This window comes from Brevundimonas sp., assembly GCF_029946145.1.
In the GTDB taxonomy this organism is placed as follows: Bacteria; Pseudomonadota; Alphaproteobacteria; order Caulobacterales; family Caulobacteraceae; genus Brevundimonas.
This window is the reverse complement of the sequence record NZ_JAQSDY010000022.1, coordinates 93,328-111,383: the sequence shown is the minus strand read 5'-3', so window position 1 is coordinate 111,383 and position 18,056 is coordinate 93,328. Positions and strand designations below refer to the sequence as shown.

Annotated in this window: 18 protein-coding genes; 12 read left to right on the top strand and 6 right to left on the bottom strand. The window is 69.4% G+C overall.

The genetic code is table 11. The annotated features are described in order from the left end of the window. Positions 1–9 precede the first annotated feature (9 nt). Positions 10–843 (bottom strand): alpha/beta hydrolase, encoded by an 834-nt coding sequence (locus tag PSV23_RS09970; protein ID WP_300468429.1) that lies wholly within the window; start codon positions 841–843, stop codon positions 10–12. Positions 844–1,077: 234 nt separating this feature from the next. On the opposite strand from PSV23_RS09970, the gene PSV23_RS09965 reads away from it, so the two are divergent. Next, positions 1,078–1,959: a hypothetical protein gene (locus tag PSV23_RS09965; protein WP_300468427.1), complete on the top strand. Its 882-nt coding sequence runs from the start codon at positions 1,078–1,080 to the stop codon at positions 1,957–1,959. 78 nt (positions 1,960–2,037) lie between these two features. Here PSV23_RS09965 and PSV23_RS09960 read toward each other — a convergent pair whose 3' ends face one another. Together PSV23_RS09960 and secA are read right to left on the bottom strand one after the other, a co-directional pair. Then, positions 2,038–3,216 carry a class V aminotransferase gene (locus tag PSV23_RS09960; RefSeq protein WP_300468425.1) on the bottom strand — a complete coding sequence of 393 codons (1,179 nt, stop codon included), beginning with the start codon at positions 3,214–3,216 and terminating at the stop codon, positions 2,038–2,040. 70 nt (positions 3,217–3,286) lie between these two features. Beyond that, on the bottom strand, positions 3,287–6,181 hold the full coding sequence (gene secA / locus PSV23_RS09955) for a preprotein translocase subunit SecA (protein WP_300468422.1): 2,895 nt from the start codon (positions 6,179–6,181) through the stop codon (positions 3,287–3,289). Between the two features lie 240 nt (positions 6,182–6,421). On the opposite strand from secA, the gene PSV23_RS09950 reads away from it, so the two are divergent. The 4 genes from PSV23_RS09950 to PSV23_RS09935 are packed head-to-tail and all read left to right on the top strand — an operon-like array spanning position 6,422 to position 9,395. After that, the gene (locus PSV23_RS09950) at positions 6,422–7,387 is read left to right on the top strand and encodes a peptidylprolyl isomerase (RefSeq protein WP_300468420.1); all 966 of its coding nucleotides are present in this window, start codon (positions 6,422–6,424) and stop codon (positions 7,385–7,387) included. Next, entirely contained in the window at positions 7,384–8,784 is a 1,401-nt protein-coding gene (argJ, locus tag PSV23_RS09945; RefSeq protein ID WP_300468418.1) for a bifunctional glutamate N-acetyltransferase/amino-acid acetyltransferase ArgJ, read from the top strand. The genes PSV23_RS09950 and argJ overlap by 4 nt, the downstream gene beginning before the upstream one ends. Then, positions 8,781–9,191, top strand: a complete 411-nt coding sequence (locus PSV23_RS09940; protein WP_300468416.1) for a (deoxy)nucleoside triphosphate pyrophosphohydrolase — start codon at positions 8,781–8,783, stop codon at positions 9,189–9,191. Before argJ ends, PSV23_RS09940 begins: the two co-directional genes overlap by 4 nt. A 21-nt stretch (positions 9,192–9,212) precedes the next feature. Continuing rightward, positions 9,213–9,395, top strand: coding sequence for a Flp family type IVb pilin (locus PSV23_RS09935; RefSeq protein WP_300468414.1), 183 nt, complete (start codon positions 9,213–9,215; stop codon positions 9,393–9,395). Here PSV23_RS09935 and PSV23_RS09930 read toward each other — a convergent pair. After that, positions 9,392–10,285 carry a methyltransferase domain-containing protein gene (locus tag PSV23_RS09930; RefSeq protein ID WP_300468412.1) on the bottom strand — a complete coding sequence of 298 codons (894 nt, stop codon included), beginning with the start codon at positions 10,283–10,285 and terminating at the stop codon, positions 9,392–9,394. The two genes, PSV23_RS09935 and PSV23_RS09930, sit on opposite strands and share 4 nt — an antisense overlap. Here PSV23_RS09930 and PSV23_RS09925 point away from each other — a divergent pair. From PSV23_RS09925 to PSV23_RS09905, 5 genes are read left to right on the top strand one after another with little or no spacing between them, the layout of a single operon-like run. Next, positions 10,284–11,090 carry a ComF family protein gene (locus PSV23_RS09925; protein ID WP_300468410.1) on the top strand — a complete coding sequence of 269 codons (807 nt, stop codon included), beginning with the start codon at positions 10,284–10,286 and terminating at the stop codon, positions 11,088–11,090. The two genes, PSV23_RS09930 and PSV23_RS09925, sit on opposite strands and share 2 nt — an antisense overlap. A gap of 26 nt (positions 11,091–11,116) precedes the next feature. After that, positions 11,117–11,374, top strand: coding sequence for a glutaredoxin 3 (gene grxC / locus PSV23_RS09920; RefSeq protein WP_300468408.1), 258 nt, complete (start codon positions 11,117–11,119; stop codon positions 11,372–11,374). Further along, positions 11,374–12,210 (top strand): carbon-nitrogen hydrolase family protein, encoded by an 837-nt coding sequence (locus PSV23_RS09915; protein ID WP_300468406.1) that lies wholly within the window; start codon positions 11,374–11,376, stop codon positions 12,208–12,210. Before grxC ends, PSV23_RS09915 begins: the two co-directional genes overlap by 1 nt. Next, positions 12,207–12,638, top strand: coding sequence for a DUF1178 family protein (locus tag PSV23_RS09910; protein WP_300468404.1), 432 nt, complete (start codon positions 12,207–12,209; stop codon positions 12,636–12,638). The genes PSV23_RS09915 and PSV23_RS09910 overlap by 4 nt, the downstream gene beginning before the upstream one ends. Further along, positions 12,638–13,141: a GNAT family N-acetyltransferase gene (locus tag PSV23_RS09905; protein ID WP_300468402.1), complete on the top strand. Its 504-nt coding sequence runs from the start codon at positions 12,638–12,640 to the stop codon at positions 13,139–13,141. The genes PSV23_RS09910 and PSV23_RS09905 overlap by 1 nt, the downstream gene beginning before the upstream one ends. On the opposite strand, the gene PSV23_RS09900 is transcribed toward PSV23_RS09905, so the two are convergent. Both PSV23_RS09900 and ubiG read right to left on the bottom strand, forming a co-directional pair. Then, on the bottom strand, positions 13,138–13,359 hold the full coding sequence (locus tag PSV23_RS09900) for a hypothetical protein (RefSeq protein WP_300468400.1): 222 nt from the start codon (positions 13,357–13,359) through the stop codon (positions 13,138–13,140). The genes PSV23_RS09905 and PSV23_RS09900 overlap by 4 nt on opposite strands. 102 nt (positions 13,360–13,461) lie before the next feature. Next, positions 13,462–14,265, bottom strand: a complete 804-nt coding sequence (gene ubiG / locus PSV23_RS09895) for a bifunctional 2-polyprenyl-6-hydroxyphenol methylase/3-demethylubiquinol 3-O-methyltransferase UbiG (RefSeq protein WP_300468398.1) — start codon at positions 14,263–14,265, stop codon at positions 13,462–13,464. 55 nt (positions 14,266–14,320) lie between these two features. Between ubiG and PSV23_RS09890 the strand changes: the two genes are divergently transcribed. Beyond that, on the top strand, positions 14,321–15,595 hold the full coding sequence (locus PSV23_RS09890) for an aspartate kinase (protein ID WP_300468536.1): 1,275 nt from the start codon (positions 14,321–14,323) through the stop codon (positions 15,593–15,595). A 50-nt stretch (positions 15,596–15,645) separates the two neighbouring features. After that, a complete protein-coding gene (ptsP, locus tag PSV23_RS09885; RefSeq protein WP_300468396.1) occupies positions 15,646–17,916 on the top strand; it encodes a phosphoenolpyruvate--protein phosphotransferase in 2,271 nt (756 codons plus the stop codon). Positions 17,917–18,056 lie beyond the last annotated feature (140 nt).

Here is an 18,056-nt window from a genome sequence, read left to right as displayed (position 1 = left end):
GCCGGAGGCTCAGGCCTCCGGTTCGGCCGGCAGGGAGGCGAGAAATTCGGTCAGCAGGGCGTTGAACCGCTCGGGCTGATCGACGAACACCGCGTGTCCGGCGTCGGCCAGAACCTCGAAGCGCGCGCCCGGAATCCGCTCGGCCAGTTCCCGCTGCCGGGCCAGTTCGGGCGAACTGTCCGAGGCGATGATCAGGGTCGGGCGGCGTATCAGGTCCGCCGCCGGCCTGAGGTCTTCGCCGAACAGGTCGGCGATCATGATCGCCACGCCGATCGCCGGCGGAATCTTCATGGCGTCCGCCGCCAGCCGGTCCAGCCGGTCCTGCGGCTGGGGCTGCGTGATGATCGCCTCCAGGAAGCCCTGCACGTATTCGGCCTGATATTCCTGATAGATCGCCATCCGAACGAAGGTGACGGTGTTGGCCTCGGCGTTCTCGGGCGTCATGGAGCGCGCACCGCCCGCCAGCGCGGAATCGACCAGCACCAGCCCCGCCAGATGGTCGGTCCCGTACAGGGTCACATAGGCCGCGATGTCCTGAACCCCCTGCGACCAGCCCACCAGCACCGGCCGGCGCACGCCCTTGGCGGTGAGCAGGGCGTGCAGGTCGCGCGCCCGGACCTCCGGCGTGTTCCCGTAGCCGGTCTTGGTGGAATCCCCCTGGGACCGCGGATCGATGGCGATGACCCGGCGATCGCGGGCGAAATGGTCGATCTGCGTCCGCCAGACTTCGCTGCCCATGCTCCATCCCGGAACAAGAACCAGGGCCGGGGCCGCCGTCTCCTCGCCGGCCTCGACGACGTTCAGCATGACACCGGGAGCCACCTCGACGGAGTTCTGGGCCATGGCGGGACCGCCGCCATTACCAGGGCGCGCGCCAGCATCTTCAACCCCCTCAATTGAACACCCATCGCCTGCTTCTCCGGACCGGGACCGGCGAGAACAGGAACCGAGGGCGCGGGCCGCTGCAAGCGCCGACCGGCCGGCGCGGACGCGTCAGGCGCGTATCCTGTTCGAAAGCGACGTAATTCGATGGTAAGCGTTATCTGTTCGGACAGTGAAGCTGGAGCGCTCCCCCGCATGCGTCGATTTTTCGTCTGGTCAGCCCTGGCGGCCGTCATCGGCCTCGTGATCGCGATCGGCGGTTTCTGGGCCTATCAGCATTTCTACGCCCGCTTCCAGCCGGTGACGGTGCAGCGCAATCAGGCCTCGATCCAGCGGCTGCTGGACGAGTCCTCGTGGGTTTCGGCCGGCGGCGGCGGCGAGCCCCTCTACATCATCGGCTACCGCGACTCCGCCGCCATGCAACGCTACGAGATGGAGGAGGTCCCCAAACTCCGCGCCGCGGGCGTCGAGGCCCGGATCATCCTGTTCGCCCGGCCGGACCGCGAGGGGCTGGCGCAATCCACCGCCGCCGAGCGCGCCAGCGTGGCCGAGCTGTGGCTGACGCGGGACTGGACCCTGTACCAGCGCTGGACCGCGACCCCGGTGCGCAACTGGACGGCCGCGGGCATTCCCGCCGCCGACGGCAATCTGGCGCGCGGCGCGGTGGTCGAGGCCGGACGCAGCTTCGTCGCCAGCCTGGCCGAGAAGCTGAATCAGGAAGGCCTGCAGACCCGTTATCCGCTGATCATCTGGCGCGACCGCGAGGGTTTCATGAAGGCCTGCGCCTGCTCGGACTCCCGGTCGTGGACCTTCATCCGCGACGACCTCGACGCGCCGGACCGGATCGAGACCCCGGGGGTCGCTCCCGGCGATCAGGCCGCGCCCTCCACATACCCGGGCGACGGCAGTCCCGAGAGCCTGCCCTGGCCGAACGTCCCGGCGACGCCGCCCGCCGTGGACGGCGTTTCGCCGGCTCCGGCGCCGGGAACCGCTCCGATCGCTCCGCGTCCCGCGACCCCGCCCGCTCCACGCAAGGCGCCCGAGGCGAAGCAGACGGAAGACACCACCTTCTTCTGATCCGGCCTCCGAGTGGGGAACCCGGCCCATAAATCCGTGCGTCCCGCGAAGGCGAGGATGCACGGTATGTATTTCGACCTAGAGCACCCGCTTGCAGACCGCGATCAGCCGCTCCACGTCGGCCGCGTCCTGGTACAGGCCGAAGCCGAACCGGATGACGTCGTCGCGCACGTCGGTGACCACGCCCGCGTCCAGCAGCCGGCCCTTCCATCCCGCGGCCTTGTCGTGCCGGAAGGCCAGGAACCGCGCGCGGGCTCCATCGTCCGTCACCGGATTGATCAGTTCGGCCTCGCCCAGCCTGCCCGTCTCGCCGTCAGCGACCGCACCCTGGAACCGCTGCATCAACCCCCGCGCATGGGCGGCGACATCGGCCGTGCCCAGCCCCGCCCCGTCCAGCATCTCCCGCACGGCGTTGAACCGGTACAGCGGCGTCACGTCGAAGGTGGCGCCCCAGAACCGGCCGGCGTCGCCGCGGTACTGCACCCCGCCCGGCGGCCCCGCCAGATCCCCGAACTCGGCGAACCAGCCCGTGATCACCGGCCGCGGGCAGTAGCCGCCCGGCGCGTGCAGGAAACAGACCCCTTCGCCCGCCATGGCGTATTTGTATCCGCCCGCCAGATAGAAGACCCGATCCGCGACCGCAGCCAGGTCGGTCGGCGTGGCCATGAAGCCGTGATAGCCGTCGATGATCACCCACGGCCCCGCCGGGTCCGCCAGCGCGGCCAGGTCGGCGACGCCGCCGAACACCTGTCCGGTGCGAAAGAAGACCTGACTGACGATGATCAGATCGAAACCGCCGCCCACGTCTTGACCAGCTTGGGCCGCCGCCACGAACCGATCCTCGAAGGTGTCGAACGGCTCCAGCGGCACGCGGGTGATCAGGGCCTCGCCCGCCTCTTCCCAACGCTCGCCCTGACGCCGGAACGAGTGGAACTCGCCGTCGGTCGACAGGATGCGGACGGGCTTGTGCGCCACGCCGGAGAAGACGCGCAGCAGCAGGTCGTGGGTGTTGGGCGCGAAAACCACCGTGTTCGGATCGGGCAGGTTCAGCTCGCGCGCGACCTCGGCCTGGGCCCGTGGAACGACCTCGCCGAAGATCAGGTCCCATTTCCGGTCGGCGAACCGGTTGGCCTCGACCCAGGCCTGCACCTGTCCGTCGAAGCTGGCGTCGGGCCACAGATGATGGCTGTGCGCCGCGAAATGCAGCCGCTCCGGGTCCAGCGACAGCGCGCGGGAGAACAGGTCCTTGCGGCTCATGGGAAGCTCCGGCGCGGGTTCAGCAAAGACCGTGGTTAGCGGCCCCCTCCCCCGCGCTCAAGCAGCGCCCTTAAATCAGACTGCCGTGGCAGTGTTTGAACTTGCGGCCCGAGCCGCAGGGGCAGTTCGAATTGCGGGGCGTGCGTTCCCAGCCGGCCGCCAGCAGATCGACCGGCAGACGGGCGCGGTCGTCGCCGGTCAGCTGGCCTTCCGGGTTCTGGGCCAGCGGGTTGGACATCTCGTTCTCGCCGGTGCCGGGGTTCAGGTGGATTTCCTGGAACTCGGGCATCTCCATCGGGGCCGGCTGTTCGAAGCGGAATTCGACCGTCATCAGCCAGCGGGTGACGTTGTGGCGCAGCTCGTACAGCAGCGTCTCGAACAGGTTGAAGGCCTCGGTCTTGTACTCGTTCAGCGGATCGCGCTGGCCGTAGCCGCGCAGGCCGATGACGCCGCGCAGGTGGTCCAGGTGGACCAGGTGCTCGCGCCACTGCATGTCGATCATCTGCAGCAGGAACTGCTTCTCCAGGCCGCGCGTCTGGTCGGCGCCGATCTGCTCCATCCGCTCGGCGGCGCGTGCGTCCGCCGCGGCCACGACCCGCTCTTCGATCTCCTCGTTGGAGACGCCCTCCTCGGCCGCCCAGTCGTGCAGCGGCAGCTCCAGACCCAGGGTCGAACGGATCTTCTCGTCCAGCCCGTCCATGTCCCACTGCTCGGCATAGGCCTTGGGCGGCATATGCTTTTCGATCAGGTCCGAGATCACGTCGTTGCGGAATTCGCCGACCAGTTCGGACAGGTCCTCGGAGTCCATGAACTCCTGACGCTGCTCGAACACGGCCTTGCGCTGGTCGTTCACGACGTCGTCGTACTTCAGCAGGTTCTTGCGGATGTCGTAGTTGCGGGTCTCGACCCGCTTCTGGGCGGTCTCGACGGCGCGGTTCAGCCATGGGTGCGAGATGGCCTCGCCCTCGGCCACGCCGAAGCTGCGCATGATGGCGTCCAGACGGTCGCCGGCGAAGATGCGCAGCAGGTCGTCCTCGCAGGACAGGAAGAATTTCGACGTGCCCGGGTCGCCCTGACGGCCGGTCCGGCCGCGCAGCTGATTGTCGATACGGCGGCTTTCGTGGCGCTCGGTGCCGAGCACGAACAGACCGCCGGCGGCCAGCGACTTCTGCTTCTGCACGGCGATATCGGCCTTCAGACGGGCCTCTTCCGCGGCCTCCATCTCCGGCGTGATCTCGACCGCCATGTTGCGGTTTTCCTGGCGCCACTTCTGCAGCCGCATTTCCAGGTTGCCGCCAAGCTGGATGTCGGTGCCGCGGCCGGCCATGTTGGTGGCGATGGTCACCACGCCCGGCAGGCCGGCGTCGGCGACGATATAGGCTTCCTGCTCGTGCTGGCGGGCGTTCAGCACGCTGTGCGGAATGCCCTTGCCGCGCTTGACCTCGATGTCGAAGTCCTCGTCCTTGAGGGCGGCGTAGGCCTTCTTGGCCTCGCGGCGGACCTTCTCGTCCTCGCTGACCACCATTTCCATCAGATGGGCGTGCTGCGGCTTCAGCGTCTTGAGCGTGACCTCGTACTCGTGGGTCTTCAGCAGCTCGGACAGGGTCTCGGACTTCTCGATCGAGACGGTGCCGACCAGGATCGGCTGACCCTTGACGTGGCATTCGGCGATCAGGGCGGCGATGGCCAGGTTCTTCTCGGCCTCGGTGCGGAAGATCTCGTCATCGTGGTCGATGCGTTTGACGGGCCGGTTGGTCGGCACCTCCAGCACGTCCATCTTGTAGATGTCGAGGAACTCCTGCGCCTCGGTCGCCGCCGTGCCGGTCATGCCGGACAGCTTCTCGTAGAGGCGGAAATAGTTCTGGATCGTGACCGAGGCCAGGGTCTGGTTTTCAGGCATGATCTTCACGCCCTCCTTGGCCTCGATGGCTTGGTGCAGGCCTTCGGACAGGCGGCGCCCGGTCATCATCCGGCCCGTGAACTCATCGATCAGCATGACCTCGCCGGCCTTGATGATGTAGTCCTTGTCCTTTTGATACAGGGTGTTGGCGCGCAGGGCCTGGTTGATGTGGTGCACCAGGGTGATGTTGGCGGCGTCGTACAGACCCGTGGTGTCGGGCGCGAACAGCTCGCGCTCCTCCATGATCTGTTCGATCTTCTCGGAACCCTCCTCGGTCAGCAGCGCCTGACGCTGCTTCTCGTCGAGGTCGAAGGTGGTCTTGTCCTGGATCAGTTCCTTGATGATGCCGTCGACGATCAGATACAGGTCCGACCGGTCCTCGGTCGGGCCTGAGATGATCAGCGGCGTGCGCGCCTCGTCGATCAGGATGGAGTCGACCTCGTCGACGATGGCGAAATGGTGCGGCCGTTGCACCATCTCCTTGCGGTCATAGACCAGGTTGTCGCGCAGATAGTCGAAGCCGAATTCGTTGTTGGTGCCGTAGGTGATGTCGGCCGCATAGGCCGCCTGGCGCTGGCCCGACGACAGGCCGTTGACGATGACGCCGACCTCCATGCCGAGGAAGCGGTAGACGCGTCCCATCCATTCGGCGTCGCGCCGCGCCAGATAGTCGTTGACGGTGATGACGTGCACGCCCTTGCCGGACAGGGCGTTCAGATACACGGCCGCCACGGCGACCAGGGTCTTGCCCTCGCCGGTGCGCATCTCGGCGATGCCGCCGTCGTGCAGGATCATGCCGCCGGCCAGCTGGACGTCGTACTGACGCTGGCCGAGGACCCGCTTGGACGCCTCGCGGGCGACCGCGAAGGCCTCGTTCATGATCTTGTCGAGGGTCTCGCCCGCCGCCAGCCGATCGCGGAAGGCGTCTGTCATCATCCGCAGCTCGTCGTCCGACAGGGCGGCGAACTTGTCCTCCAGCGCGTTGATCTTCTGGACCCGGCCCATGAAGTCCTTGACCTTGCGGTCGTTGGAGGAGCCGAAAATCTTCTTGGCGATGCCGAGCATGGATGATCCGAAGGCGGGCGAGCGACAGGGGCTCTGGTACTGGAAGGTCTCGAAGGAGCGGCGGCGACTTCGCCCGGAGGTTCCCGGCGTCGTCGGCCCGGCGCCCTGCTACACAGGCGCGCGCGAGGGCCGCGCGAACGTTCGAAAACCCCTCGACTTGGGCGCAGGCGGGACTTAAGCACCGACCTTATCCCTGTCAACGCGAGGGCCTCTCCCGCCCCGTGACGGAGCGCGCCCCCGATGAGGCTTTCCACCCCCTTCGCACCGGTCCTGATCGCCGCCTGTCTGGCGCTTTCGCTGGGCGTGGCGTCCTGCGGCCGGGGCGCCGGCTCCGACCGTCCGCCCGAGCCGGGCGACCGGGCCGTGGCGAAGGTCCAGGATCAGACCATCTGGGCCTCCGACGTCAAGCGCGAGGCGGTGGCTCAAGGTCTGGTGGGAGAGGGCGAGCCGCTGGACGTCACCTCGGACCTGTTCCGCCGCGTGCTGGACGAGGTCATCGACCAGAAGCTGCTGGCCGCCGAGGCCGACCGCCGCGGTCTGGACAACTCGGCCCTGGCCCAGCGCCGGCTCGAGGCGACCCGCGAACGCATCCTGGGCGACATGCTGGTCGAAACCGTCGTCAACGGCACGATTTCGGACCGCGCGGTCGAGACCATCTATCAGGAGCAGGTCCGGCTGGCGCAGACCTCTGAGGAGATCCGCGTGCGCCTGATCCTGTCGCGAACCCGGCCCGAGGCCGACGCGGTCATCGGCATACTGGCGCAGGGCGCGGCCTTCGAGGCCGTGGCCGCCGAAAGCTCGATCGACGACGCCACCCGCTATTCCGGCGGAGACCTGGGCTACCGGACGCTGGACGTCATGCCCGAAGCCTACGCCAACGCCCTGCGCGACAAGCCCGCCGGCTCGACCGTCGGCCCGTTCCAGACCGAGGGCGGCTGGGCCGTGCTGCGGGTCGAGGACCGTCGCCGCGAAACGCCGCCGACCCTGGAGCAGGCCCGGCCGCAGATCGTGCGCTATCTGACCTATGAGGGCGTGCGCCAACTGCTGGAACAGCTGCGCGGCAAGGCGAAGGTGGACATCCTGCTCGAGGGCGACGCCGCCGGCTCGCAGGAACCGGCCTCGGCCCCGCGGTCGTCGGCCGCCACGCCGGCCCCGGCCGCTCCGACTCCCGCCGCCGCCGCTCCCGTCGCGGCGAAAAAGTCGTGAACCGCCCGCCCGAGGGCCGCGCCTCGACCGGCCAGAAGTTCGAACAGGCGCTGGAAAAGGCCCTGGATCCGCTGGCCACGGCCCTGAAACGCGCCACCACCTCGACGCCGAAACCGGCGGCGCCCGCCGCGCCCGGCAAGCCCGGTCTCGAAATATCGCCGCTGGCCGTGCCCTTCCCGACCATTCCGCCCATCGGCGGGGTCGAGATCGCCACCGCCCGCGCCGGCTTCTACAAGCACGAGCGTGACGACCTGGTGGTGTTCCGTTTCGCCCGCGGGACCACCTGCGCCGGCGTCTTCACCCGGCACAAGATCGGCTCGGCGCCGGTCGACTGGTGCAAGCGGCAGCTGGACGGAACCGGGGGCGGCGCCGACGTCCGCGGCCTGGTCGTCAACGCCGGCTGCGCCAATGCCTTCACCGGAAAGGCCGGGGCCGACGCCGCCCGGCGCACCGCCTCCGAACTGGCCAAACGCTTCGGCTGCCGCCAGCGCGACGTGATGCTGGCCTCGACCGGGGTGATCGGGGTGGTGCTGGACGACCGCAAGATCACCGCCCGTCTGAACGACATCGAGACGGCCCTTGATGCGGACACTCACCCGACCGAGCAATGGGCGCGCGCGGGTCAGGGCATCATGACCACCGACACCTTCCCCAAGGGCGCATACGCCGAGTGCAGAATCGAGGGCCACACGGTCCGCATCGCCGGCATCGCCAAGGGCTCGGGGATGATCGCCCCCGACATGGCCACCATGCTGGGCTTCATCGTCACCGACGCGGCCATCGCTCCGCCGGTGCTGCGCGCCCTGCTGGGCCTGCACGTTCGCACCACCTTCAACAGCGTCACCGTCGACGGCGACACCTCGACCAACGACACCTGCCTGCTGTTCGCCACGGGCGCGAGCGGAGCGCCGCGCATCGGCCGGGTCGGCGACCGGAGGCTGAAGGAATTCTCGGCCGCGCTGGACAAGGTCATGCTGAACCTCGCCCACCAGCTGGTCCGCGACGGCGAGGGCGCGACCAAATTCGTCCGCGTCACGGTGGAGGGCGCGGCCTCGCCCGCCTCGGCCCGCAAACTGGCCAAGTCGATCGCCGACAGCCCCCTGGTCAAGACCGCCCTCGCCGGCGAGGACGCCAACTGGGGCCGGGTCGTCATGGCCGTCGGCAAGACCGAGGAGCCGGTCGACCGCGACCGTCTGGCCATCCGCTTCGGCCCCCATGTCGCCGCCGTCGACGGCGCTCCGTCGCCGACCTACGACGAGGCGAAGATGAGCGCCTATATGAAGAACGCCGAGATCGACATCACCGTCGACGTCGGCTCGGGCCGCGCCTCGGCCACCGTCTGGACCTGCGACCTGACCAAACGCTACGTCGAGATCAACGGCGATTATCGCTCGTGAGCGAGGGGCTTCCCACCATCCTCGTCGTCGCCGTGGCCCTGATCGACGCCGACGGCCGGGTGCTGATCGCCCAGCGGCCCGAGGGCAAACAGCTGGCAGGCCTGTGGGAATTCCCCGGCGGCAAGGTCGAGCCCGGCGAACGGCCCGAGGCGGCGCTGATCCGCGAACTGAAGGAAGAACTGGGCATCGACGTGAACGAGGCCTGCCTGGCCCCGTTCGTGTTTACCAGCCACGCTTACGATTCATTTCACCTCTTGATGCCACTGTGGCTATGCCGACGCTGGTCGGGGGTGGTTCAGAACCGCGAGCACGCGGCGCTGAAATGGGTGAGACCGAACCAGCTTTCGGACTGGCCCATGCCTCCGGCCGACGAACCCCTGGTCGCCTGGCTGCGCGACCTGCTCTAGCCGCCGAAAAGGAGGGGGCCGATGCTGCGACGCTTCCTTTCCCGCCTCGCGCGCGACGAGAACGGGGCCACGGCCATCGAATACGGCATGATCCTGGCCCTGATGTTCCTCGTCATCCTCGGCGCCCTGCAGGCGTTCGGCGCGACGGGCAGCGGCGTCTTCAACGGGGCCATGGACAAGCTACGGGCGGCGATGGGCGGCTAGTCGTCCTGATCTTCGCCCGTCTGCTCCCTGACCCCCAGCGCATCTGCCAGCCGCATTTTCGCCGAGCCGCGCGGCAGCGGCTTCTGCTGGCTTTCGTGCGGAGCCCAGCCGGCCAGATGGACGATCTCGAAGGTCGCGGGGATCCGTCCGTCCGCCTCCCCGAACCGCTCGGCGTACAGTTCCGCCGCCCGGCCCGCGATGCCGCGCGTCAGCGGTCGTAGCGGCCCCGCCAATACGTTTGTCTCGCCCATGGCCCGCAGATCCCGCACCAGCGCCAGCATGTCCGGATAGCGCACCGTCACCCGGTCCACGTCCGCCACCGGCAGGGCGAAACCCGCCCGCTGCAGCAGGGCCGCCCCGTCGAAGCCGTCGGCGAAGGGCGACACCCGCGCCTGGGCTCCGCCGCGCGCCTCCAGCTCGGCCTCGGTCAGCACCGCGCGCAGTTCCTTCAGCGTCCCGGCGCCCAGCAGCGTCCCCAGGAACAGCCCGTCCGGCTTCAGCGCCCGGCGTATCTGGACCAGGGCGCCGGGCAGGTCATTGGCCCAGTGCAGGCTCATCAGCGAGACGATCAGGTCCTGCGACTGGTCGGCCACGCCCGGCGGCGCGGTCCCGGGACCCGCCCGGTGCGCCCGGTCGCCGATCGTGACGACGGGTCCGACCCGTCCCTCGGCCACGCTGCCCTTCAGCGCCTCGGCAAAGGCGCCGGGGTGGGCAGACAGGTCCAGCACATTCGGCCAGTCGCGCAGCAGGGCTTCCAGACTGCCCACGGCGTTGTCGGCGGCGCGGGCGTGCAGGAAATCGGCGCGACCGATCGTCCGCTCACTGCGCGCAAGCCTTGCCGTACGGCGCGGAACATCGAAGATGACAGGAGGAAGGGAGGAGGCGCTCATGAACCTGCAGGATGGGGGCTGGCGCGACCGATTGAAAGCGGGCGGCCAGAAGATCACGCGCGGCGCGCGGTCGCTGGGCCGCGGCCTGACCGACCTGCTGCTGCCGCCCCTGGCCTGGGACAGCCCCGAGGCCGCGGCTTCGGCCGGCCTGACCCCCGAGGCCTGGAGCCGCGTCGTCTTCCTCGAGGACCCCGTCTGCGAGGGCTGCGGCGCCGGGTTCGACATGGACGGCGGCCCGTTCGCATCGCCGCGCTGCGCCGCCTGCGTGGCCCAGCCCTACGCCTTCGATCGGGCCAGGGCCGCCTGCGTCTATGACGCCGCCTCCCGCGGCCTGATCCTGCAGTTCAAGCACGGCGACCACCAGCCGTTCGCCCCCCTGTTCGCCCGCTGGGTCAGCCGTTCGGCGGCCCCGCTGCTGGCCGAGGCGGACGCCGTCGCCCCCGTGCCCCTTCACCGCCTGCGCCTGCTGTCGCGCCGCTTCAACCAGGCCGCCGAGATCGCCCGGCCGCTGGCCCGCCACGCCGGCCTCGACTATCTGCCCGACGCCCTGATCCGCCAGACCCACACCGCCAGCCAGGGCGGAAAGTCCGCGCGCGGCCGACGCCTGAATGTCGGCAAGGCCTTCACTGTCCCGGCGGAGGGTCGCCGCCGGGTCCGGGGCCGCCGCATCCTTCTGGTCGATGACGTGTTGACCACGGGCGCGACCGCCGAGGCCTGCGCCCGCGCCCTGCTGGACGCCGGCGCGCGCGCCGTGGACCTCGCGGTCGTCGCCCGGGTGCGAACCGCCCGTGAAATGCCTACATAGCCCGGACGGATTTTCAGGAGACTCTTTTGGCCGACGTCGTCATCTACACCAAGCCCGGTTGCGGCTACTGCCACGCCGCCAAGGCCCTGCTGAACAAGAAGGGGGCCGACTTCACCGAGATCGTGGCCTCCAGCGACCCCGCCAGGAAGCAGGAGATGATCCAGCGGTCGAAAGGACGCATGACCTTCCCGCAGATCTTCATCGACGGAAAACATATCGGCGGCTCCGACGAGCTGCACGCGCTTGACCGGAAAGGCGCGCTGGACGCATTGCTGGAGGCCTGATGGCCACGCTTCCGATCGCCCTGATCCAGACCCGCACCCCGGCCACGCCCGCGGCGGCCTTCGCCCATGTCGAGCCGCTGATCCGCGAGGCGGCGGCGGGCGGGGCCAGGCTGATCCTGACGCCGGAAGCGACCAATTTCATGATCCGCGACAAGGATCGCCGCGAGGCCGCCCTGACCACCCAGGACCGGGACGAAGCGGTGACCGCCCTGCGCGATCTGGCCCGGGAGCTCGGCGTCTGGCTGCTGATCGGCTCGGCCATCGTCCGCTCGGGCCATGAGGGCGACGACCGCGCCGCCAACCGGTCCCTGCTGATCGACGACCAGGGCGGGATCGTCACGACCTACGACAAGCTGCACGTCTTCGACGTCGACCTGCCGACCGGGGAACGCTGGCGGGAGAGCGCCACGGTGCGGCCCGGGAGCGAGGCCGTTGTCGCCGACACGCCCTGGGGCAAGCTCGGCCTGACCATCTGCTACGACATCCGCTTCCCGCATCTGTATCGCGCCCTGGCGAAGGCCGGGGCGGTGATGATCGCCGTGCCCGCCGCCTTCACCGTGCCGACGGGCGAGGCCCATTGGGAAACGATGCTGCGGGCCCGCGCCATCGAGACCGGCTGCTGGATCCTGGCGCCCGCACAGGCCGGAACCCACGACGACGGCCGCCGCACCTGGGGCCGTTCCACCGTCGTCGCGCCATGGGGCGAGGTGGCGGCGAAGCTGGATCACGACACGCCAGGCGTGCTGTTCGCGACGCTGGATTTCGACGCCGTCGCCCGCGCCCGCGCCGCCATCCCCCAGCTGACCCACGACCGCGAATTCGCGGGGCCGGAATGATCCGCTACGCCCTTCAGTGCGAACACGATCACGGCTTCGAGGCCTGGTTCAGCGCCTCGGCCGACTATGACGACCAGGTCGCCCGCGCCCTGGTCGAATGCCCGTTGTGCGGCTCGCACGCGGTCTCCAAACAGATCATGGCCCCCGCCGTCTCCGGCACGAGGAAGCGCGAAGCGACGCCCGATCTGGCGAAGATGCAGACCCTGGTGATGCAGGCGGCCCGCGAGGCGCACAGCCATGTCGAGCGGAATTTCGACTATGTCGGCGACGCCTTCGCCCGCGAGGCCCGCGACATCCACGAGGGCCGCTCCGAAAAGCGCGAGATCTACGGCGAAGCCACCCCTGCCGAGGTGAGAAAGCTCAAGGAGGACGGCGTCCCGTGCGCGCGCCTGCCGCCGCTGCCGCCCACACCGGACAAGCTGAACTGATGCCTCTGGACTGGCGGGCGATGACGGCGGCCGATCTGGACGCCGTCGCCCACATCGCGGCGATCGGCTTTCCGGACCATTTCGAGGGCCGGGACTGTTTCGGGAACCGGCTGGCGCTGAATCCGTCCGGCTGCTTCGTCCTCGCCGAGGCGAACGGCGAACCGCGCGGCTATATGGTCGCCTGGCCGTGGCGGGCCGGGGCGGCGCCGGCGTTGAACACCCTGATCGAGGCCATCCCGGCGGAGGCCTCGGTCATGTATCTGCACGACCTGGCCCTGCACCCCGAGGTCCGGGGCAGCGGCTGGTCACGTGACGTCGTCGAGCGTCTGGCCCGTCAGGCCCGCGACGCCGGCTGGCCGGCGCTGACCCTCGTCGCCGTCAACGACGCCGCGCCCTTCTGGGAAAGGCGCGGCTTCGCCGTGGTCGACAGTCCCGCCATGACGACCAGACTGGCCAGCTACGGGCCGGGCGCCCGCTACATGGTCCGGGACCTGACGGCCTAGCTGCGGGTCCAGCCCTTGGCGGCCATGCACTCGCGGAAGGCTTCGCTGCGCTGGCCGTGGCCGGTCGAGGCCCGGCAGGCGTCACGGGCGGCGTCGAACGGCTGGGCGTTCTCGCCGTGCCATCCGAAATCGTCGCCGTCGGTGGCGTCGATCACGGTGACGCAGGCCGAGGTCATCAGGGCGGCGGACAGGGCGGAAAGGATCAGAAGGCGTTTCATCAGGAGGCTCCGTTTCGGGGATGATCCCTCATCCCACCGTGAAGCTTCGCCTGTCCCGTTACATCCCTGCAAGGTGGATGAATTCGCCGTAAGCCTGCGACATCAGTCCCGGGTGGCGATCATCATGTAATTTATCCCCGCGTCGCTGCTCTCGCTCCAGCGATCCGTGAACGGATCATAGGCGAGACCAAAGGGTCCGGTCACAGCCACCGGCTCCTGTGACAGCATCAGCCGGATCTCGTCGGGCTTCAGGAACTGGTTCCAGTCGTGCGTCCCGGCCGGGACCCAGCGCAGGACGTACTCCGCCGCGATCTTGCCGAGCGCCAGCGATTTCAGCGTCCGGTTCAGGGTCGCCACGACCATCATCCCGCCCGGCTTCACCAGCCGCGAACAGGCGCGGACGAAGGCCTCGGGATCGGCGACATGCTCGATCACCTCCATGGTCAGGACCACGTCGAACGGCCCCGCCCCTTCCGCCTCCATCTGCTCCACGGTCGCGGCGCGCCAGGCGATGTCCAGCCCCTGCTGCTCCGCGTGCGCCCGGGCCGTGCCGATGTTCTCGGCCGAGGCGTCGATGGCGGTGACCTCGAACCCCATCCGCCGCATCGGCTCGGCGATCAGCCCCCCGCCACAGCCGACGTCCAGCAGGGTCAGGCCCGCGAACGGCGCCCGGGTCCTCGCGTCGCGTCCGAACCGCTCCGCCGCCCGGTCGCGGACGAAGGCCAGCCGCGCCGGATTGAATTTGTGCAGCGGCGCGAAGGGCCCGCGCGCGTCCCACCATTCCGCCGCCTGGGCCGAAAAGCGCGCCACGTCGGCGGGATCGATCGACGGCCCCTCGGCCTGATCGTTGAATTCCGGGCGGCTTTGGGGTTTGCGCGCCGATACCGTGCCGTTAGAAGCGACCATGAGCCGAGGGATGAACCCGCGCGGCCTTCCACGCAAGATGGGGCGATCCGCCACGATGACGCGGCCAGATACGACGCGACTGGTGATGAAGTTCGGCGGCACCTCCATGGGCGACCTCGAGCGCATCCGCCGCGCCGCCCGCATCGTCGCCGCCGAGGCCGCCGCCGGCAAACAGGTCGCCGTCGTCGTCTCCGCCATGGCCGGCAAGACCAATGAGCTGGTCGCCTGGACCGACGGCGCCGGCCGGCCAGGCCAGGGGATCGAACCGTCGGACGACGAATACGACGTCGTCGTCGCCTCGGGCGAACAGGTGACGGCAGGCCTGCTGGCCCTGACCCTGCGCAACATGGGCCTCAACGCCCGCACCTGGATGGGCTGGCAGATTCCCATCCTGACCGACGACGCCCACGGCCGCGCCCGCATCGAGGATGTTCCCGGCGATGTGCTCGGCGCCGCCATGGACAAGGGCGAGATCGCGGTCGTCCCGGGTTTCCAGGGCGTCAGCCGCTCGGGCCGGATCACCACCCTGGGCCGCGGCGGCTCGGACACCTCGGCGGTGGCGGTGGCCGCGGCGCTCAACTGCCCGTGCGACATCTATACGGACGTCGACGGCGTCTACACCACCGACCCCCGCATCGAGAGCCGCGCCCGCCGCCTTGAGAAGATCTCCTACGAGGAGATGCTGGAGATGGCCTCGCTGGGGGCCAAGGTGCTGCAGACGCGCTCGGTCGAACTGGCCATGGCCAAACAGGTGCCGCTGCGTGTGCTATCGAGCTTCATCGAACCCGACGAGAACGGGGCCTTGCCCGCAAACGCCGGCACCCTGATCTGCGACGAGGAGGAAATCGTGGAAAAACGCATCGTGTCCGGCGTCACCATGAGCCGCGACGAAGCCCGCATCACCCTGCTGGGCCTGTCCGACCGGGTCGAGGCCCCCGCCGACGTCTTCACCCGCCTGGCCGAGGCCAACGTCAACGTCGACATGATCGTCCAGTCGCAGGCGCGCAGCGAGGGGGCGGTCAATCTGACCTTCACCACCGGCCGCAGGGACGCCGCCCGCGCCGCCGAACTGATGCGCGCGGCGCAAGCCGAGATCGGTTTCGAGGAGCTGCGCGTCGACGAGGACGTGGCCAAGGTGTCGGTCGTCGGCGTCGGCATGCGCAGCCATGCGGGCGTCGCCCAGACCATGTTCCGGGCCCTCGCCGACAAGGGCGTGAAGTTCCAGGCCATCTCGACCTCCGAGATCAAGATCAGCGTGCTGATCGATGCGGCCTATGCGGAACTCGCCGTTCGTGCGCTTCATTCGGCCTACGGACTGGAAGCGGTCTAGGAAACAAGCTCTACGGCGCCCATCTGGAGCGCTGACGTATCGGAGGGGCCATGCCGGTTGGCGGATTGACGACGAGGGGGCCGCGCAACCTCCTTCGCCAGATCCGCGAGGCCATGGCCGGAGCGGCTCCGGCGCAGGAGCGGCTGGACATGGTCGTGCGCATCATCGCCCGGTCGATGGTCGCCGAGGTCTGCTCCATCTATCTGCGCCGCGCCTCGGGCGAGCTGGAACTGTTCGCCACCCAGGGCCTGAACCCCGAGGCCGTGCACAAGACCCGGCTGCATCCCGGCGAGGGTCTGGTCGGCGAGGTGGCCCGCAGCGCGGCCCCCATCAGCCTGTCGGACGCCCCGTCCCATCCCAGCTTCGCCTACCGCCCGGAAACCGGCGAGGATCCGTATCACGCCTTCCTCGGCGCCCCCCTGCTGCGCGGCGGCCGGGCCATCGGCGTGCTGGTCGTCCAGAACCGCTCCGAGCGGCGCTATGACGACGAGGAAGTCGAGGACATCCAGACCATCGCCATGGTCCTGGCCGAGACCGTGGCCTCGGGCGAACTGCTGGCCCAGGACGAGCTACGCGACATCGAGGTGGCGCCGCACCGGCCCGAACGCCTCAAGGGCCAGCGCTTCGCCGAGGGCCTGGCCTATGGCCACGTCATCCTGCACGAGGCGCCGGTGCCGCCGGAAAACCTGCTGGCCGAGAACCAGCAGGTCGAGGAAATCCGCCTGCGCGAGGCCCTGATCGGGCTGAAGGCCAATATCGATTCCATCCTCGACGGCGGCGGCCAGGGCAAGCTGGCCGGCCAGTCGTTCGAGGTGCTGGAAACCTACCGCATGTTCGCCGACGACCGGGGGTGGAACCGGTCGCTGGAGGAGGCCGTCCGCACCGGCCTGACCGCCGAGGCCGCCGTCGACCGCGTCCGCAACGAACACCGCGCCCGCTTCGCCCAGGCCCGCGATCCCTACATCAAGGAACGGCTGCACGACTTCGAGGATCTGGCCAACCGCCTGCTGCGCGTGCTGGCCGGTGACAAGCCTGGCGAGCGCGACCTGCCCGACGACGCCATTCTGGTGGCCCGCAACCTCGGCCCGGCCGATCTGCTGGAATATCCGCGTCACAAGCTGAGGGGGCTGCTGCTCGAGGAGGGCTCGGCCGCCAGCCACGCCGCCATCGTCGCCCGCGCCCTGCAGATCCCCTGCGTCGGCCGCATCATGGGCCTGCGCGACCGGCTGTCCGAGGGCGACCTCGTCATCGTCGACGGCGAGAGCGGCGAGACCTATCTGCGCCCCCGGCCCGACATGCTGGCCGCGGTCCAGTCCCGCATGCTGGTGCGCAGCGAGCGCCAGGCCGAGTTCACCAAGCTGCGCGACGTGCCCGCCGTGACCCGCGACGGGACCCGCATCACCCTTCTGACCAACGCCGGCCTCGCCGTGGATCTGGAAAACCTCGACGCCACCGGGGCCGAGGGCATCGGCCTGTTCCGCACCGAATTCCAGTTCATGGTGTCGGAAGAGCTGCCCCGGCTGAACAGCCAGACGGCCCTGTACAAGCTGGTGCTGGATACCGCCGGCGACCGGCCGGTCACCTTCCGCACCCTCGACATCGGCGGCGACAAGGTCCTGCCCTATCTGGAGACCGAGCGGGAGGAGAATCCGGCCCTCGGCCGCCGCGCCATCCGCCTTGGGCTCGACCGGCCCGGCCTGCTGCGGCTGCAGCTGCGCGCCCTGCTGGCCGCCGCCGCCGGCCGCGAGCTGCGGGTCATGTTCCCGATGATCGCCACCGTCGACGAGTTCCGCGCCGCCCGCGAGCTGGTCGACGTCGAATGCGCCTGGGCCAGGCGCCGGGGGCGGGCCCTGCCGGCCCTGCTGCGGGTCGGGGCCATGATCGAATGCCCCAGTCTGCTGTGGCACCTGGACGCCCTGCTGCCGCTGACGGACTTCGTCTCGGTCGGCTCCAACGACCTGTTCCAGTACATGTTCGCCGCGGATCGCACGAACCCGCTGGTGTCCGAACGCTACGACCCGCTGTCGCCCCCCGCGCTGCGGGCGCTGGCCGAGATCCAGAAGAAATGCGCCGACACCGGCACCCCCGTCTCGGTGTGCGGCGAACTGGCCGGCAAGCCGCTGGAGGCCTTCGCCCTGCTCACGCTGGGTTATACCCGGCTGTCGGCTCCCGCCGGGGGCGTCGGGCCGGTCAAACGGATGATCCTGTCGGCCGACCTGACCGCCGCGCGGCGAAGCATGACCAACCTGCTCGGCTCATCCGCCGGATCGATCCGGGGCGAGCTGGAATCCCTGGCCCGAAAGTTGAACGTCACGATCTGATCGTCCCGCGCCAGAACTGGCCGGTACGCCTAATAAATCGTTGATCGGTCAGCCCTAATGAGTTATCCACAAGCCGGAACCGGGTGGTCTGCGGGGGCAGGCCCGAACTGTCATCCCGATATGATACAGGCCCCGGGTTC

Coding starts and splice junctions, on each gene's coding strand:
- PSV23_RS09970 (WP_300468429.1), bottom strand. CDS start 843: ATGGCCCAGAACTCCGTCGAGGTGGCTCCCGGTGTCATGCTGAACGTC.
- PSV23_RS09965 (WP_300468427.1), top strand. CDS start 1,078: ATGCGTCGATTTTTCGTCTGGTCAGCCCTGGCGGCCGTCATCGGCCTC.
- PSV23_RS09960 (WP_300468425.1), bottom strand. CDS start 3,216: ATGAGCCGCAAGGACCTGTTCTCCCGCGCGCTGTCGCTGGACCCGGAG.
- secA (WP_300468422.1), bottom strand. CDS start 6,181: ATGCTCGGCATCGCCAAGAAGATTTTCGGCTCCTCCAACGACCGCAAG.
- PSV23_RS09950 (WP_300468420.1), top strand. CDS start 6,422: ATGAGGCTTTCCACCCCCTTCGCACCGGTCCTGATCGCCGCCTGTCTG.
- PSV23_RS09935 (WP_300468414.1), top strand. CDS start 9,213: ATGCTGCGACGCTTCCTTTCCCGCCTCGCGCGCGACGAGAACGGGGCC.
- PSV23_RS09925 (WP_300468410.1), top strand. CDS start 10,284: ATGAACCTGCAGGATGGGGGCTGGCGCGACCGATTGAAAGCGGGCGGC.
- PSV23_RS09930 (WP_300468412.1), bottom strand. CDS start 10,285: ATGAGCGCCTCCTCCCTTCCTCCTGTCATCTTCGATGTTCCGCGCCGT.
- PSV23_RS09915 (WP_300468406.1), top strand. CDS start 11,374: ATGGCCACGCTTCCGATCGCCCTGATCCAGACCCGCACCCCGGCCACG.
- PSV23_RS09910 (WP_300468404.1), top strand. CDS start 12,207: ATGATCCGCTACGCCCTTCAGTGCGAACACGATCACGGCTTCGAGGCC.
- PSV23_RS09905 (WP_300468402.1), top strand. CDS start 12,638: ATGCCTCTGGACTGGCGGGCGATGACGGCGGCCGATCTGGACGCCGTC.
- PSV23_RS09900 (WP_300468400.1), bottom strand. CDS start 13,359: ATGAAACGCCTTCTGATCCTTTCCGCCCTGTCCGCCGCCCTGATGACC.
- ubiG (WP_300468398.1), bottom strand. CDS start 14,265: ATGGTCGCTTCTAACGGCACGGTATCGGCGCGCAAACCCCAAAGCCGC.
- PSV23_RS09890 (WP_300468536.1), top strand. CDS start 14,321: ATGACGCGGCCAGATACGACGCGACTGGTGATGAAGTTCGGCGGCACC.
- ptsP (WP_300468396.1), top strand. CDS start 15,646: ATGCCGGTTGGCGGATTGACGACGAGGGGGCCGCGCAACCTCCTTCGC.